Origin of the sequence: Sphingomonas caeni (assembly GCF_026013415.1) — a bacterium.
Lineage (GTDB): Bacteria > Pseudomonadota > Alphaproteobacteria > Sphingomonadales > Sphingomonadaceae > Sphingomonas > Sphingomonas caeni.
In genome coordinates this window covers 359,987-375,070 of the sequence record NZ_JAPDOK010000002.1, presented here as the reverse complement: position 1 = coordinate 375,070, position 15,084 = coordinate 359,987, and the positions used below count along the sequence as shown (strand labels likewise).

At 68.4% G+C, this 15,084-nt stretch carries 15 protein-coding genes and 1 tRNA gene; 11 read left to right on the top strand and 5 right to left on the bottom strand.

What is annotated here, in order from left to right; genetic code table 11:
* The first annotated feature begins 19 nt into the window (after positions 1-19).
* Positions 20-1,648, top strand: coding sequence for a sodium/sugar symporter (locus OF829_RS06520; protein ID WP_264939173.1), 1,629 nt, complete (start codon positions 20-22; stop codon positions 1,646-1,648).
* Positions 1,649-1,840: 192 nt separating this feature from the next.
* On the opposite strand, the gene OF829_RS06515 is transcribed toward OF829_RS06520, so the two are convergent.
* Together OF829_RS06515 and OF829_RS06510 are read right to left on the bottom strand one after the other, a co-directional pair.
* Complete coding sequence (locus OF829_RS06515; RefSeq protein WP_264939172.1) at positions 1,841-2,770, bottom strand: Gfo/Idh/MocA family protein; 930 nt, start codon at positions 2,768-2,770, stop codon at positions 1,841-1,843.
* Between the two features lie 99 nt (positions 2,771-2,869).
* Positions 2,870-2,956, bottom strand: a tRNA-Leu gene (locus OF829_RS06510).
* Between the two features lie 128 nt (positions 2,957-3,084).
* On the opposite strand from OF829_RS06510, the gene OF829_RS06505 reads away from it, so the two are divergent.
* Positions 3,085-4,443 (top strand): MATE family efflux transporter, encoded by a 1,359-nt coding sequence (locus tag OF829_RS06505; protein ID WP_264939171.1) that lies wholly within the window; start codon positions 3,085-3,087, stop codon positions 4,441-4,443.
* On the opposite strand, the gene OF829_RS06500 is transcribed toward OF829_RS06505, so the two are convergent.
* Positions 4,415-5,152, bottom strand: a complete 738-nt coding sequence (locus tag OF829_RS06500) for a zinc-ribbon domain-containing protein (protein WP_264939170.1) — start codon at positions 5,150-5,152, stop codon at positions 4,415-4,417. The two genes, OF829_RS06505 and OF829_RS06500, sit on opposite strands and share 29 nt — an antisense overlap.
* 119 nt (positions 5,153-5,271) lie before the next feature.
* Between OF829_RS06500 and ftsE the strand changes: the two genes are divergently transcribed.
* The 4 genes from ftsE to OF829_RS06480 are packed head-to-tail and all read left to right on the top strand — an operon-like array spanning position 5,272 to position 8,091.
* Positions 5,272-5,973, top strand: coding sequence for a cell division ATP-binding protein FtsE (gene ftsE / locus OF829_RS06495; RefSeq protein ID WP_264939169.1), 702 nt, complete (start codon positions 5,272-5,274; stop codon positions 5,971-5,973).
* Positions 5,970-6,857 carry a cell division protein FtsX gene (locus OF829_RS06490; RefSeq protein WP_264939168.1) on the top strand — a complete coding sequence of 296 codons (888 nt, stop codon included), beginning with the start codon at positions 5,970-5,972 and terminating at the stop codon, positions 6,855-6,857. The genes ftsE and OF829_RS06490 overlap by 4 nt, the downstream gene beginning before the upstream one ends.
* Entirely contained in the window at positions 6,854-7,387 is a 534-nt protein-coding gene (locus OF829_RS06485) for a YdcF family protein (protein WP_264939167.1), read from the top strand. The genes OF829_RS06490 and OF829_RS06485 overlap by 4 nt, the downstream gene beginning before the upstream one ends.
* Entirely contained in the window at positions 7,387-8,091 is a 705-nt protein-coding gene (locus OF829_RS06480) for a lysophospholipid acyltransferase family protein (protein WP_264939166.1), read from the top strand. The genes OF829_RS06485 and OF829_RS06480 overlap by 1 nt, the downstream gene beginning before the upstream one ends.
* Positions 8,092-8,280: 189 nt before the next feature.
* On the opposite strand, the gene OF829_RS06475 is transcribed toward OF829_RS06480, so the two are convergent.
* Positions 8,281-9,189, bottom strand: a complete 909-nt coding sequence (locus OF829_RS06475; protein WP_264939165.1) for a prephenate/arogenate dehydrogenase family protein — start codon at positions 9,187-9,189, stop codon at positions 8,281-8,283.
* On the bottom strand, positions 9,189-10,286 hold the full coding sequence (gene hisC / locus OF829_RS06470; protein WP_264939164.1) for a histidinol-phosphate transaminase: 1,098 nt from the start codon (positions 10,284-10,286) through the stop codon (positions 9,189-9,191). The genes OF829_RS06475 and hisC overlap by 1 nt, the downstream gene beginning before the upstream one ends.
* An 84-nt stretch (positions 10,287-10,370) precedes the next feature.
* Here hisC and OF829_RS06465 point away from each other — a divergent pair, with 84 nt between their 5' ends.
* The 5 genes from OF829_RS06465 (at position 10,371) to OF829_RS06445 (ending at position 15,083) form a co-directional block, all read left to right on the top strand.
* Complete coding sequence (locus tag OF829_RS06465; RefSeq protein ID WP_264939163.1) at positions 10,371-11,927, top strand: flavin monoamine oxidase family protein; 1,557 nt, start codon at positions 10,371-10,373, stop codon at positions 11,925-11,927.
* 174 nt (positions 11,928-12,101) lie between these two features.
* Positions 12,102-13,220, top strand: a complete 1,119-nt coding sequence (gene metX, locus OF829_RS06460; RefSeq protein ID WP_264939162.1) for a homoserine O-acetyltransferase MetX — start codon at positions 12,102-12,104, stop codon at positions 13,218-13,220.
* Complete coding sequence (locus OF829_RS06455) at positions 13,217-13,648, top strand: GNAT family N-acetyltransferase (protein ID WP_264939161.1); 432 nt, start codon at positions 13,217-13,219, stop codon at positions 13,646-13,648. Before metX ends, OF829_RS06455 begins: the two co-directional genes overlap by 4 nt.
* Complete coding sequence (gene metW, locus OF829_RS06450; RefSeq protein ID WP_264939160.1) at positions 13,645-14,238, top strand: methionine biosynthesis protein MetW; 594 nt, start codon at positions 13,645-13,647, stop codon at positions 14,236-14,238. Before OF829_RS06455 ends, metW begins: the two co-directional genes overlap by 4 nt.
* Positions 14,235-15,083 carry a pirin family protein gene (locus tag OF829_RS06445; protein WP_264939159.1) on the top strand — a complete coding sequence of 283 codons (849 nt, stop codon included), beginning with the start codon at positions 14,235-14,237 and terminating at the stop codon, positions 15,081-15,083. Before metW ends, OF829_RS06445 begins: the two co-directional genes overlap by 4 nt.
* Position 15,084: the final 1 nt, after the last annotated feature.

Sequence of the window (15,084 nt, the reverse complement as noted above, 5' to 3'; positions counted from 1 at the left end):
GGCTCCTGGGAGGGGAATCATGACGCTCGCTACCATCGATCTGATCGTGCTCATCGTCTATGCGATCGGCATTTTCGGCCTCGCCCAATGGGTGAGCCGCGAAAAGGCCGGCCACGAAAAGAATTCGAGCGACTATTTCCTCGCCTCCAAGTCGCTGCCCTGGTGGGCGATCGGCGCCTCGCTGATCGCGGCGAACATCTCCGCGGAACAGATCGTCGGCATGTCGGGCTCGGGTTATGCGCTGGGGCTGGCGATCGCCTCGTACGAGTGGATGGCGGCGCTGACGCTGCTGATCGTCGGCAAATATTTCCTGCCGATCTTCCTCGCCAACAAGATCTACACCATGCCGCAATTCCTCGAGCAGCGTTACGGCAAGGTGCTGCCGGTGCTGATGGCGGTGTTCTGGCTCGCGCTCTATGTGTTCGTGAACCTCACCTCGATCATCTGGCTCGGCTCGATCGCGGTCCACAAGGTGGCGGGGGTCAACCAGGATTATGCGCTGATCGCGCTCGGCCTGTTCGCCTTGCTCTACCAGGCCTATGGCGGGCTCAAGGCGGTGGCGCTGACCGACATCGTCCAGGTGACGCTGCTGGTGCTCGGCGGCCTCGTCGTCTCCTATCTCACGCTAAACCAGATCGGCGGCGGCGCTGGCGTGATCGCGGGCTTCCAGGCGCTGACTGCCAAGGTCCCCGATCATTTCGACATGATCCTGACCCCGGACAATCCCTTCTACAACGATCTGCCGGGCATCGCCGTGCTGGTCGGCGGCATGTGGATCGCGAACCTCAGCTATTGGGGGTTCAACCAGTATATCATCCAGCGCGCGCTCGCCGCGAAGAATATCGGCGAGGCGCAGAAGGGCGTGGTGTTCGCGGCCTATCTCAAGCTGCTGATGCCGGTGATCATCGTGCTGCCGGGCATCGCCGCGGTGGTGCTCGCGCCCGGGCTGCCGAGCAAGGACGAGGCTTACCCCACGATGATGGCGCTGCTGCCCTCGGGACTGCTCGGGCTCGTCTTCGCGGCTTTGGTCGCGGCGATCGTCGCCTCGACCGCCTCCAAGATCAATTCGATCGCGACGATCTTCACGCTCGATCTCTACGCCAAGGCGCGCAGCATCGCGACGCGGGCGGAGGACGATACGGGCAGCGTCGGCCAGGAAAAGCACCTCGTGCTGGTCGGCCGCATCGTCGCGACCATGGCGATCCTGATCGCGATCGTCGCGGCGCGCCCGCTGATCGGTCAGTCGGACCAGGCGTTCAAGTTCATCCAGGAATTCTCGGGCTTCTTCACGCCCGGCATCACCGTGATCTTCCTGCTCGGCCTGTTCTGGAAAAAGGCGACCGAAGCGGGGGCGATCGTCGCCGCCTTCACGTCGGTCGGCCTCTCGACCTTGCTCAAAAAGGCGGTCCCCGCGCCCTGGTTGCCCGGCTGGCTCAACGATTTCCTCGCCGCCTTCATGAACCGGATGCTGTTCGTCTTCCTCGTCAGCCTCGCGCTCGCGGTACTGGTCTCGCTGGCCGCGCCCGCCCGCAAGGAGAAGAATATCGTCTCGATGGAGGGCGTCAGCTTCAGGACGCCCACCGTGTTCAACGTGGCGGGGGCGGGCGTCATCCTGATCCTGGTCGCGCTCTACGCGACCTGGTGGTGAGGCAGGCCTTTCGGCTTGAAATGTAGGATTTCGCCTGCTTGCGTTGGGCGGCCCCTAGGGGCCGCTCTTTGACAAGGCTGGCAGCTTCCGGGATGGGGCCGTGCACCTGCACCGCTCCCGAAATGCGCAATTTCCCCTCTGCCAAAGGTCACCAATGGTGCGAAGTTGCGGGACCTTTTGGTGGCCGCCCGATCAATCGTGATAGGGTTCGGCCGGGCTGATCTCGGCGATCAGGAACGCGTCGGCGACGAGACCGAGCGGCGCCGGGTCGGCGTCGCTCTCGCCGCGATCGAGCAAGTCGGCGAAATGCGCGTAGAGCGTGGCATATTCGGTATCGAGGGCGGTCTTCGCCGGCGCGCCGTCGATCGAGAGCGCCGCGCCGCCGCGCGACAGCAGCAGCGTGCCGCCATCGGTGGTCAGCTCGAGCTCCCACACCTCGCCATGTTCCTCGAGAAAGTTGAGGTCAACGGCAATGACGGCATCGCCGCTCTCCAGCGTCATCGTCGCCGCGATCGGGGTGGCGCAGTTGCTCGGCACCTCGAACGCAGAAGACGTGACGACCACCGGATCGGGCAGCAACTCGGTCAGGATCGACAGCGCGTTGATCCCCGGATCGAACACGCCCAGGCCCCCGGCCTCCCACAGCCAGCGCTGCCCCGGATGCCATTTGCGCGCGCTTTCGCGCCAGCTGATCCGGCCGGCGATGACGGTCTTGCCCGCCAGCCACGCCTTCGCCTCACCCACCATCGCCGCAAAGCGCGAATGCCAGGCGGTGAACAGCGGCACCCCCGCGCGTCCGGCCAGCGCCTTCAGCGCGGCGAACCCGCCCGGCGTCTCGGCGGGCGGCTTTTCGAGCAGCACCGCCAGCCCCGCCGCGATCGCCTGACGCGCGATTTGCCCCCGCACCTGCGGCGGGGTGCACACCGCCACCGCATCGGCCTTCACGCCGGATTCGAGCAGCGCCTGGAGCGACCGGAAGTGCGGTACGCCGTCGAGGCCGGGCCCGTGGCTGTCCACGGTCGCCGCAAGCGCGAAGCGTTCGCTCCCCAGAATCGCCGGCACATGCTGATCGCGCGCGATCTTGCCGAACCCGATGATCGCAATGTCGAACGGTGATGCCACGCCGGTTCCTCCCCGCGCCGCTCTAGCAAAGACGCGCGGCAAAGGTAGGGGAATTCCGGTTCCCGGAATGCCTCTGCCCTTGCAGCGATTTGTTTCAAATGGTGCGGTCGAGAAGACTCGAACTTCCACGGGCTTTCGCCCACAACGACCTCAACGTTGCGCGTCTACCAGTTCCGCCACGACCGCACGTGAAACCCTGCCGGACAAGCGCCGGAGGCTGGTAAGAGCGGGGCCCCTAGCAAAGCCCCAAGCGCCATGCAAGCGCGATACCCGCGCTTTCCACCGCACACCCGAGCCCCTAAGGCGAGCGCCCCATGCGTACGCGCGCCGACCTTTCCGCCGAGACGCGCCGCATCCTCGCTCTGGCCTGGCCGGTGGTGCTGACCTCGCTCAACTGGACGATCCTCCACGTCACCGACGTGGTGGTGGTCGGGCTGACCGGCACCGGCGAGGTCGCGGCGCTGGGCGCGAGCCGGACGCTCACCTTTATCGGCATCGTCATGGCGATCGGGGCGCTCTCCGGCGTGCTCGTCCATGTCGCGCGCCATGACGGAGCCGGGGATCTGCGCGGCACCGGGCGCGTGTTCCACGAGGGGTTGGTGCTGGGCGTGGCGCTCGGCGCGGTCAGCGCGAGCCTGCTCTATTTCCTCGCCACGCCGATGCTGCTCGGCCTCGGCGTCGCGCGCGAGATCGCACCGGGCGCGGCGCGCGTCGTCGAGGTGATGGCCTTTGCCTATCCCTTCCAGATGCTGATCGTCACCGCGAGCTTCTTCCTCGAGGGCGTCAGCCGCCCGCGGCGCGTCGCGGTGGTCAATCTGTCGATCTTGCCGGTCAACGCGCTGCTCGCCTGGGCGCTGTCGGGCGGGCATCTCGGCCTGCCGGCGATGGGCGCGGCAGGCGCGGCGCTGGCGACCGCGATCGCCTCGGCGATGGGCGCGGCGGGGATGCTCGGCGCGGCCTGGACCCTGCCCCGGGCCGGGGCGCGCGGCGTCCACGACCTCAAGGCACTGGGGAGCCACGAGACGCTGATGGGCGCGGTGAGCCTCGCCAGGTTCGGTCTCGTCCCCGCCATCGCCTCCGGCCTCGAGCTCGCCGGTTTCTCGATCCTGATCGCACTCTCGACCCAGCTCGGCGAGGTGACGACGCACGCCTTCCAGATCGTCTTCTCGATCCACAACCTCACCTTCGCGGTGTCGCTCGGGCTCGGCTCGGCCGCCGGGGTGCGCGCGGGCAATGCGGTGGGCGAGGGCGTTCCGGAGCAGGCGGCGTGGCGCACCGGCATCGCCGCCGCGATCTCGGCGCTCGGCATCGGCGCGCTCTCGCTGATCCTGCTGGCCGTGCCCGGACCCGTGGTCGGCCTCTTCCCCGCGACCGGGCCCGTCCATGCACTCGCCGCGGCGATGCTGATCCCCTGGGCGCCCTTCATCCTGTTCGACGGGGTCCAGGTCGTGCTGGTCTATGCGCTGCGGTCGCTCGGCGACCAGGTCGCGGCGGGGGTCAATTCGATCCTGGCCTATTTCATCATCACCGGCGGACTGGGCCTGTGGCTCGTCCATATCGGCATGGGGCCGTTCGCTTTGGTCTGGGCCTCGGGACTGGGAATGCTCGCCGCCGCCGCCCTGCATGGCGGGCGGCTGCTGGTGGTCAACGGCCGATTTCGCTCGCGAAGCTGAACTCGACGATCCGCACATTGCCCGGCGGGTTGAGCTTGGCGCTGTTGAAGTCGATCGAGGCATTGGCGTCGAGCGTGCGCACCTCGGGAGTGACCCGCCAGCTATCGACCAGCGCGCCTGCGCCGTCGCGCAGCTCGATGCGGATATCGGGGACGTGCTGCTTCTCGCCCGTCGGGTTCACCACCTTGCCCGAGACCGCGAACAGATCGCCGCCGCCGGGAACGGGGCGGCGCTTCACGCCCTTGTCGGCGAAGCGGAGTTCGGTCTGGGCGTCGCCGAAGGCGAAGCCGAGCTGCGAGGCGATGCCCGGCGCGCCCGAATAAAGGATCGCCCCGGCACCCAGCAGCATCGAAAAGCCCGCGACGAACGCCGCCGCGGTCCAGCGCCTGGCCGGATTGCGGCGCGGCTTGAACGGCGGCTGGGGCGCGAAGGGATCGAAGCCCGGATCGGGCGCCGGCGAGACCGAGGCGTCGTCCGAATAGACACGCGCCGGGGCGGGCGCGGCGGCGGCGGGATAGTTGGGAACGCTGCGGCGCGGCTGCGGCGCGGCGCCGTCGCCCGGCGAGGCGCGCGTCGCGAGGTCGAGCACTTCGGGCGCCTGGAACCAGCTATGCTTGCAGCTCGCGCAGCGTACGGTGCGCCCCTCCGCGCCGATCGCACTGTCGGGGACGAGATACCGGGTCCGGCACTGGCTGCATTCTAGGATCATGGCGTCAGACTCTAAGCACTTCGCGACTCGCGCCGCAAGGCCGGGAAATGCCCAGGATTGCTTGAGCGCGGCGCGCCCCTATGCGATGGCATCGGGCGTTGAGAGCGTCGCGGGTACGAATGGCCAATATCGTCCAGTTCGAGAATGTCGGCCTGCGCTACGGCACCGGGGCGGAGACGCTGTCGGACATCAGCTTCACGCTGACCTCGGGCAGCTTCTATTTCCTCACCGGCCCCTCCGGCGCCGGCAAGACCTCGCTACTCAAATTGCTCTACCTCGCCCAGCGCCCCAGCCGCGGGGTGATCCGCCTGTTCGGCGAGGATGCGGGGGCGCTGCCCCGCCAGCGGCTGCCGGGCTTTCGCCGCCGGATCGGGGTGGTGTTCCAGGACTTCCGGCTGGTGCCGCATCTCTCGGCTTACGACAACATCGCACTCCCGCTGCGCGTCGCGGGGATGCCCGAGGGCGATATCGAGGCGCCGGTGCGCGAGATGCTCGCCTGGGTCGGCCTCACCGACCGCGGCAAGGCCAAGCCGCCGACGCTTTCGGGCGGCGAGCAGCAGCGCATCGCCATCGCCCGCGCGGTGATCGGGCGGCCCGAAGTGCTGGTCGCGGACGAGCCGACCGGCAATGTCGATCCCGACATGGCGGAACGGCTGCTCCATCTGTTCGACAGCCTCAACCGGCTCGGCACCACCGTCGTCGTCGCGACGCATGATTTCCATCTGCTCAACCGCATTCCGAACGCGCGGATGATGCGGCTCGAAAAGGGCCGGCTCAACGATCCCACGGGCGCGCTCAAGCATCCGCCGGGCTCGTCATGAAGTTCAGCCTGAATCCCAACGCGCCCGACCGGCGACTGCTCGACGAGGGCAAGCGGACGCGCGCAATGACGTGGATCATGGCGATCATGCTGTTCCTCACCGTGCTTTCGGGCGCGTTGGGGCTGGGGATGCTCGGCGCGACCAACCAGCTCGACCGCCAGCTCGCCGGGCGGCTGACGGTCCAGATCATCGAACCCAATGCCGAATTGCGCGACCAGCAGGCCAAGGCGATGGTCGCCTCGCTCCGCGCCGTCCCCGGGGTGGTCCGCGCCGAGGAGGCCGATCGCGCGCGGCTGGCCGAGCTGCTCAAGCCGTGGCTCGGCGATGCGGGGCTCGATCCCGATCTGCCGATGCCCGCGATGATCGATGTCGATGTGCGCGGCGACGCAGGTGTCGCGGCGGCCGAGGCGGCGGCGAAGCGGATCGTGCCGGGCGCGCGGATCGACCGGCACGCCCAATGGCTCTCGCCGGTGCGCAATTTCATGTCGACGCTGACCTGGCTCGCGGCGGGCCTCGTCCTCCTCATGGCGAGCGCGACCGGCGCGGTGGTGCTGCTCGCGGCGCGGGCGGGACTGGACACGCACCGCGACACGATCGAAGTGCTGCACATGCTGGGTTCGACCGATCTCCAGGTGGCGCGCCTGTTCCAGCGGCGCATCGCCTTCGACACGCTGATCGGCGGCGCGGCGGGCACCGCGGCGGCCCTGGGGCTGGTCTGGTTCCTGCAATCGCGCTTTGGCGCATTGGGTTCGGAAATATTGAGCGGGGTCGCGCTCGAGCAGCGCGACTGGTTCATCCTCGTCCTGCTCCCGCTCAGCTTCGCCTTGCTCGCGACCTTCGCGGCGCGGATCGCGGTGCTGCGCAAGCTGGGAGCGACCTTGTGATCTGGCGGATCGCCATGGTCGTTTTCGGCGCCTGGATAGCGGGCTTCGCGCTGTTCTGGCTGACGCTCGGCAAGCCGCTCGATCCGGCGCGCAAGACTGACGGGATCGTCGTGCTGACCGGCGCGCCGGGGCGGATCGACCGGGGCCTCACGCTGATGCACGCCAACGCGGCGAAGCGGATGCTGGTCAGCGGGGTCGACCGCGACGTTCGCCCGCACGAGCTGGCGATCCAGTATCGCGAGGCCAAGCTGTTCCGCTGCTGCGTCGATCTGGGCTGGCAGGCGGTCGATACCAGATCGAACGCCGAGGAAACCGCCGAATGGGTGCGCGACCATAGGTACAAGACGGTGCGGCTCGTCACGTCCGACTGGCACATGCCCCGCGCGCGGCTCGAACTCGCACATCTGCTGGGGCCGGGGATCGAGCTGGTCGGCGATCCGGTGCCGAGCAACCCGCGCTTCCTGACGCTGTTCGGCGAGTATCACAAATATCTGGTGCGTTCGCTCGCGCTTATGCTGGGCGCGGGATAATGTTCGATTGGGTGCGTACGGTCGCGTTTTCGATCGTCTTCTACGGTCTCTCGGTCCCGATCGTGCTCGCCGCGCCGATCGCCGCCTTGTTCGGCAAGCGCGTGATGCGCGGCTATTGCAACCTGTGGGCGGGGATGATGACCGGCTGCGCGCGGGTCTTTCTCGGCATCCGGCCGCGCGTGAGCGGCACGATCCCCGCCGGGCCGGTGCTGTTCGCCGCCAAGCACGAATCGCTCTACGAGGCGATCGAGCTGACGCGGATGCTGGGCGCGCCCGCCACGGTGATGAAGCGCGAGCTGGCGGATATCCCGGTCTGGGGCTGGTGCACCCGCCAATATGGCGTGATCGTGATCGACCGCGCCGGATCGGCCAAGGCGCTGCGCGGCATGATGGCGAACGCGAAGGAGGCGCGCGAAGCGGGCCGGCCGGTGCTGATCTTCCCCGAAGGCACCCGCGCCCCGCTCGACACGCGCCCGCCGCTGCAATCGGGGTTCGCCGGGCTTTACCGCGCGCTGGCATTGCCGGTGGTGCCGGTCGCGGTGCGCAGCGGCCATGCCTTTTCGCGGCATGGGGCGAAGCATCCGGGAGTGGTCGATTTCGTGTTCGGCGAGCCGATCCCGCCGGGCCTGCCGCGCGCCGAGATCGAGGCGAAGGTGCACGCGGCGATCAACGCGCTGGTGCGGGACGGGGCCGCGGAAAGTTAGCCAAAGGTTAGGCCAATACGCGCTCGAAGGCGTCGTCCCAGCATGTGAAAGTTGACACTAGCTTCACACTATCGCGCATGGTTTTCGCCGGGCGGTCGCTTGGCGAGGATGGGCGGGTTCAAAGAGCGGCCGGAACGACCGGCAGCGCGAGTCAAGCAGGCGAAATCCAACATTGCAAGTCTGGCCGGCTCAATCGTGCGAGCGCCCGAAATCCTCGCGCGAATCGTCCTGGCCCTGCTCGATCACGCTGCGGCGGATCGCGCGCGTCTTGGTGAAGAGGTCGAACAATTCGTCGCCCTTGCCCCAGCGGATCGCGCGCTGGAGCGCGGTGAGATCCTCCGAGAAGCGCTGGAGCATGTCGAGCACCGCCTCGCGATTGGCGAGGAAGACATCGCGCCACATGGTCGGGTCCGACGCGGCGATGCGGGTGAAGTCGCGGAAGCCGCCCGCCGAATATTTGATCACCTCGGAGGCGGTCACCTCTTCGAGGTCCGAGGCGGTGCCGACGATCGTATAGGCGATCAGATGCGGCAAATGGCTGGTGACGGCGAGGACGCGGTCGTGATGGTTGGGGGTCATCGTCTCGACCTGCGCGCCGAGCTGGCGCCAGAATTCGCTCACCCGCTCGACCGCGAGCGCCGGCGCGCCTTCGGGCGGGGTGACGATGCACCAGCGATTGTGGAACAAGGTCGCGAACCCCGCCTCGGGGCCGCTGCGCTCGGTACCCGCGACCGGGTGCGCGGGGATGACGGTGACGCCGGGCAGCGCGGCGGTGAGCGCTTCCGCGACGCTTTCCTTGCACGAGCCGACATCGCTGACGATCGCATCGGCCGGAAGATCGTCGGCAATCGCCGCCGCCGCCGCGCCCATCGCGCCGACGGGGACGCAGAAAACTACGAAATCAGCGTCGATCACCGACGCGCCGGGCGTGTCGGCGATATCGTCGCAAAGCCCGATCCGCACCGCCACGTCGCGCACCTCGGGATCGGCGTCATGGCCGGTGACGCGTACCGTCGGCATGTGCGCGCGCACCGCATGCGCGATCGACGAGCCGAGCAGGCCCAGGCCGATCACGGTGACGCGGGCGAAGGGGAGCATCAATCCGCGCCCGCCAGCTTGCGCAGGGCAGCAGCGACGCCGCGCGTCTCGTCCTCGGTGCCGATGGTGATGCGCAGGCCATGGGGCAGGCCCTGGCCGGGGAGCCAGCGGACGATATAGCCCGCGTCCATCAGGCCCTTATACGCCGCCTCGGCGCTCAGCTCGCCCTCGAACAGCACCAGCACGAAGTTCGCCTGGCTGGGCACCGCGCGCAGCCCGGCATTGCCGAGCTTGGCGATCTCGTCCGAGAACCAGCGCCGCCACTGCGCATTATGCGCCTTGGTATGCTCGACGAACCCGGTATCGCCGAGCGCCGCGATCGCCGCCGCGGTGCCCGCGATGGTGATGCTGAAGGGCAGGCGGATGCGGTGCATCGCCTCGATGATGGGTGCGGCGGCATAGCCCCAGCCGATCCGCTCGGCGGCAAGGCCGTACATCTTTGAGAAGGTGCGCGTGACCAGCACGTTGGGCGCGGTTTCGGCGAGCGCCATCCCGCCATCCCCGGCGTCGCCTTCGATATATTCCGCATAGGCGTGATCGAGCACGAGCAGGATATCGCTGCGCAGGCCAGCATGGAGCCGGGCGATCTCCTCGCGGCTGGCATAGGTGCCGGTCGGATTGTTGGGGTTGGCGATATAGACGATGCGGGTCCGCTCGGTCACGCACGCCAGGATCGCGTCGACATCGGTCGCATAGTCCTTTTCGGGCGCGACCACCACGGTCGCGCCGACGCGACGCGCCGCAATCTCGTACACCGCGAAGCCGTAATGGACGAAGATCACCTCGTCGCCCGGCCCGGCGAACGCGCCCGCCGCCAGGTGCAGCACCTCGTCCGAGCCATTGCCATAGATGATCCGCGCCGGATCGAGCCCGTATTTCGCCGCGAGCACCTCGCGCAGCTCGGTTCCGCTCGCATCGGGATAGCGCTCGAGCCGCCCGGCCGCGCTCTCGAACGCGGCGCGCGCGTGGGGGCTGGTCCCCAGCGGATTCTCGTTCGACGAAAGCTTGGCGACCTTGCGGCCGTCATCGGTGGTCGAGCGCCCCGGGACGTACGGCGCGATCTCCATGATCCAGGGTTTGGGCGTGGGTCCGGTCATGCGGCGCGGATTGGCGGAACGGTTACGCAATAGCAAGGAGGTCGCGTCTATGGCAGGGGCTGACAAAAGGGGTCGGAGACGAGGATGCGGGGGAGCAGCACGCTTTGGCGCGCACTGGAAACGGCGCGGCGGCGCAATCTGGCGGAGGCGGGCGAGGCGCCGCCGGTGCCGGGCGGCGAGGGCATGTCGCGCCGCGCGATGCTCCAGGCGCTCGCGGCGGCGGGCGTGGTTGCGGCGCTGCCGCGCCCCGCGCGCGCCGCGCGCCCGGGCAAGGTCGCGATCATAGGCGGCGGGATCGCGGGGCTCACCGCGCTCCATTATCTGACCGAAGCGGGGATCGACGCGCATCTCTATGAGGGCCGCGAGCGGACCGGCGGGCGGATGTACACCCATGTCCCGGCGACAGGCCCGGCGTTCGAGGTCGGCGGCCAGCTGGTCAACACCGACCATCTCGACATGCACGCGCTGATCAGCCGGTTCGGGATCAAGCTGATCGACCGCAAGGCCGAGCCGCACGACACGCTGATCCTCGCCGATGGCCGGCTGGTCGAGGACGCCGAGCTCGCCAACGCGCTGCGCGGGATTGCGGGGCAGATCGGCAAGGACGCCGACCGGCTCGACAAGGACTATGCGGGGGTCTCGCGCGAGCTCGATCGCATTTCGTTCAAGGACTATCTCGACAAGCATGCCGCGCTGATCAGCGAGCCCTGGGTGCGCCGCCTGCTCGAGATGAGCTGCCGCACCGAATTCGGGGTCGAGCCCGAGGAAAGCTCGGGCATCCAGCTAATCTTCAACCTGCCCACCGTCCATGGCCAGCGCGCCGAGGTGCTCGGCGGATCGGACGAGAAATTCGTGATGGAGGGCGGCAGCGGCGCGCTCGCCCAGGCGATGACCGCCAACTATGCCAGCCGGATCAGCACCGGCAAAAGGCTGTTGGGGATCCGGCCCGGATTGCGACTCGCCTTTCTCGACGGCACCACCGCGCATGCCGATACGGTGATCGTCGCGGTGCCCGCGCCGATCATGCGCCAGATCGATTTCCGCGTGCCGCTGCCGCGCGTGTGGCGCGCCTTTATCGACGAGATCACGATGGGCCGGAACGAGAAGGTCCAGGCGCTTGCCGCTGAAGCGGTGTGGCGCGAGCCGATGGGCCGGGGCGGCGAGCTGTGGCAGACCGACGAAAAGGGCTATGCGCTGGGCTGGGACGGCAGCGTCCATCTGCCCGGACAGGCGGTGGATCCGGTCTGGACCTGGTATCTGGGCGGCAAGCAGACCGACGATATCGCGACGAGCCCCGAGGCGCAGGCGCATGGCTTCGCACTCGCCACCGATCCGGCGATCCCGGGGCTCTCGGGCGCGACCCGGCAGGGTCCGTGCCGCCGCACCGGCTGGCACCGCGATCCCTTCACCATGGGGGCGTATAGCTGCTGGGCGCCGGGGCAGCTCACCCGCTTCGGGCATCTGCTCTCGGTCGAATCCGAGGATCCCGCCGAGCACCGCGTCGCGCGCGCGGACAATGTCATCTTCGCGGGCGAGCATGTCTCGGACGCCTTCCCGGGCTTCATGAATGGCGGGGCGCAGACCGGGCGGATGGCTGCCGAGGCGATCCTGGGCAAGGCGCTCCTCGCCAAGGCCGCCTAGATTCCCTCTCCCATTGGGAAAGGGAGGGAGCGCCGACAGGCGCGGAAGGGTGAGGGTGACCTTGCGCTTCTTTCGTCGCCCTCACCCTTCCCACGCCTTCGGCGCGGGCCCCTTCCCTCTCCCAACGGGAGAGGGAGCATTGCGGGAATCCGGCTCAGCCCCTAACCAACGCGCATGTCCGACGACCAGCGCTTCGGTCTTGCCCGCACGGTGACGCTGCCGGGGCCGCTCAGGCTCGACGGCGGGGCGCTGCTGTCGCCCGTCGACATCGCATACGAGACCTATGGCGCGCTCAACGCCGACGCGAGCAACGCGATCCTGGTCTGCCACGCGCTCACCGGCGACCAGCATGTCGCCTCGACCCATCCGGTGACGGGGAAGCCCGGCTGGTGGACCAAGATGGTGGGGCCGGGCAAGCCGGTCGATCCAGAGCGGCACTTCATCATCTGTGCCAATGTGCTGGGCAGCTGCCTCGGCTCCTCCGGCCCCGCGACGGTCAATCCGGCGACCGCCAAGCCTTGGGGCATGCGGTTTCCGGTGATCACCATCCGCGACATGGTGCGCGCGCAGGCGATGCTGCTCGACCATCTCGGGATCGACCGGCTCGCGGCGGTGATCGGCGGATCGATGGGCGGGATGCAGGCGCTCAGCTGGGCCGCGACCTTCCCCGAGCGGGTCCGCGCCGCGGTCGTCATCGCCAGCGCCGCGCGGCATTCGGCGCAGAATATCGCCTTTCACGAGGTCGGCCGCCAGGCGATCATGGCCGATCCCAATTGGCGCGGCGGCGATTATTACGAACGCGGCGATCCGCCCGCGGCCGGACTGTCGGTCGCGCGGATGGCGGCGCATATCACCTATCTTTCCGAAGCCGGGCTCACGGCCAAGTTCGGTCGCAAGCTGCAGAGCCGTGAGGCGAAGACCTTCGGATTCGACGCCGATTTCCAGGTCGAGTCCTATCTGCGCCACCAGGGGATCAGCTTCGTCGAGCGGTTCGACGCGAACTCCTATCTCTACATTACGCGAGCATTGGATTACTTCGATCTGGCGGAGGAACATGGCGGGGTGCTCGCCAACGCCTTCAGGGGATCGTGCACGCGCTTCTGCCTGGTGAGCTTCGACACCGACTGGCTCTATCCGACGCGCGAATCGCGGACGATCGTCCACGCGCTCAACGCCGCGGGGGCGCCGGCGAGCTTCGTCGAGCTGACCTCGCCCTTCGGGCACGACGCCTTCCTGCTCGATTCGCCCGAGCTCAACCGGGTGGTCGACGGGTTCCTGAGGGCGGGTGAATGACGCGCATCTCGTTCGACACGCACGAGCTCGATCTCGACCTGATCCATGCCTTTCTCTCGGGCAGCTATTGGGCGGCGGGGATTCCGCGCCACACCGTCGAGCGAGCGATTACGGGGTCGCTGTGCGTCGGGGCCTATGCGCCCGACGAGGGCGGCAAGGACGAGCAGATCGGCTTTGCGCGGGTGATCACGGACAAGGCGACCTTCGCCTATCTGGCCGATGTGTTCGTGCTGCCGGCGCATCGCGGGCAAGGCGTGGCGCGGGCGATGCTGACTGCGCTGCACGACCATCCCGAACTGCAGGGACTGCGCCGCTGGGCGCTGTTCACGCGCGACATGCAGCCCGTCTATGCGAAGCTGGGCTGGACGCCCTATCCACACCCCGAGCGGCTGATGGTCCGCGACGATCCGGATATCTATCAGCGATGAGCCTGCGCCCCGACCTTGCGATCATCGCCGCCAATGTGGCGCCGGGCAGCCGCGTGCTCGATGTCGGCTGCGGCGACGGGGGGCTGATGGCGGCGCTGCGCGACGAGCGGCAATGCGATGCGCGCGGGCTCGAACTCGATGCGGGCGATGTCGCCGCGGCGGTGGCGCGCGGGCTGTCGGTGATCCAGGGCGATGCCGATACCGATCTTGCCGACTATCCCGATACCAGCTTCGACTATGCGATCCTCAGCCAGACGCTGCAGACGACGCGGCGGCCCGATTGGGTGCTCGACCAGTTGCTGCGGATCGGCAGCCAAGCCTTCGTCTCCTTCCCCAATTTCGCGCATTGGCGGGTGCGCGCGAGCCTGCTCTGGGGCGGGCGGATGCCGGTGACGCGGCTGCTGCCGCTCAAATGGTATGCGACGCCCAACATCCACCATGTCACGGTCGACGATTTCCGCGCGCTGGTGAAGGAGCGCGGGTTCGTGGTCGAGGGCTGCTGGTTCCTCTCGGGCGACAAATTGACCGGGGCGGTGATGGCGAACCTGTGGGCCGAGCATGCCGTCTTCCTGCTGCGGAAAGACCGGTGAGCGCGCGGCAGCTGCTCCGCGTCCATCCGGCGCACCGCGACGATATCGGCGATCTGGTGACGCGCCGCCCGCTGCCGGGGCCGGCTTGTCCGCATGTCGGCGCCTTTCTGTTCCTCAACCATCACGGGCCGCAAACCTATCCGCCCGGCAATCGCGGCCTGCCCTTCGGCCCGCATCCGCATCGCGGGTTCGAGACGGTGACCTTCATCCTCGAGGGCGAACTCGCGCATACCGATTCGGCGGGGCATGAGAGCGTGATCCGCGCGGGCGGGGTGCAATGGATGACCGCGGGAAGCGGGATTGTCCATGCCGAGGTCTCGCCCGCCGCGTTCAAGCGCGATGGCGGGCCGATGGAGATCCTCCAGCTCTGGGTGAACCTGCCCGCGCGGCTCAAGATGACCGCGCCGCGATACACCGGGGTGCAGGCGGGGGCGATTCCGTTGATCGGAGGCGTGCGCCTGGTCTCGGGCGGCTATGGCGGCGCGACGGGGCCGATCGATTCGCTCACCGGCGTGTTCATGAGCTTCGTCGCGCTTCAGCCGGGGCAAAGCGCCGTGTTCGACGGGCTCGAAGGACGCGACGTCTTCCTCTACGCCGCGCGCGGTGCGATCGGGGTCGGCGGCAAGACCCTCCCCGAATGGCACCTCGCCGAGCTGGGCGCGGGCGACAGCGTCGCGATCGAGGCGAAGGAGCAGGCGCTGTTCCTGTTCGGCCATGCCGATCCGATCGACGAGCCCATCGTCGCGCACGGGCCGTTCGTGATGAACAGCGCGGACGAGATCCGGCAAGCCTATCTGGATTATCAGGCGGGCAGGTTCGGCGTCGCGGAGATCGTCGAGGCCTAGG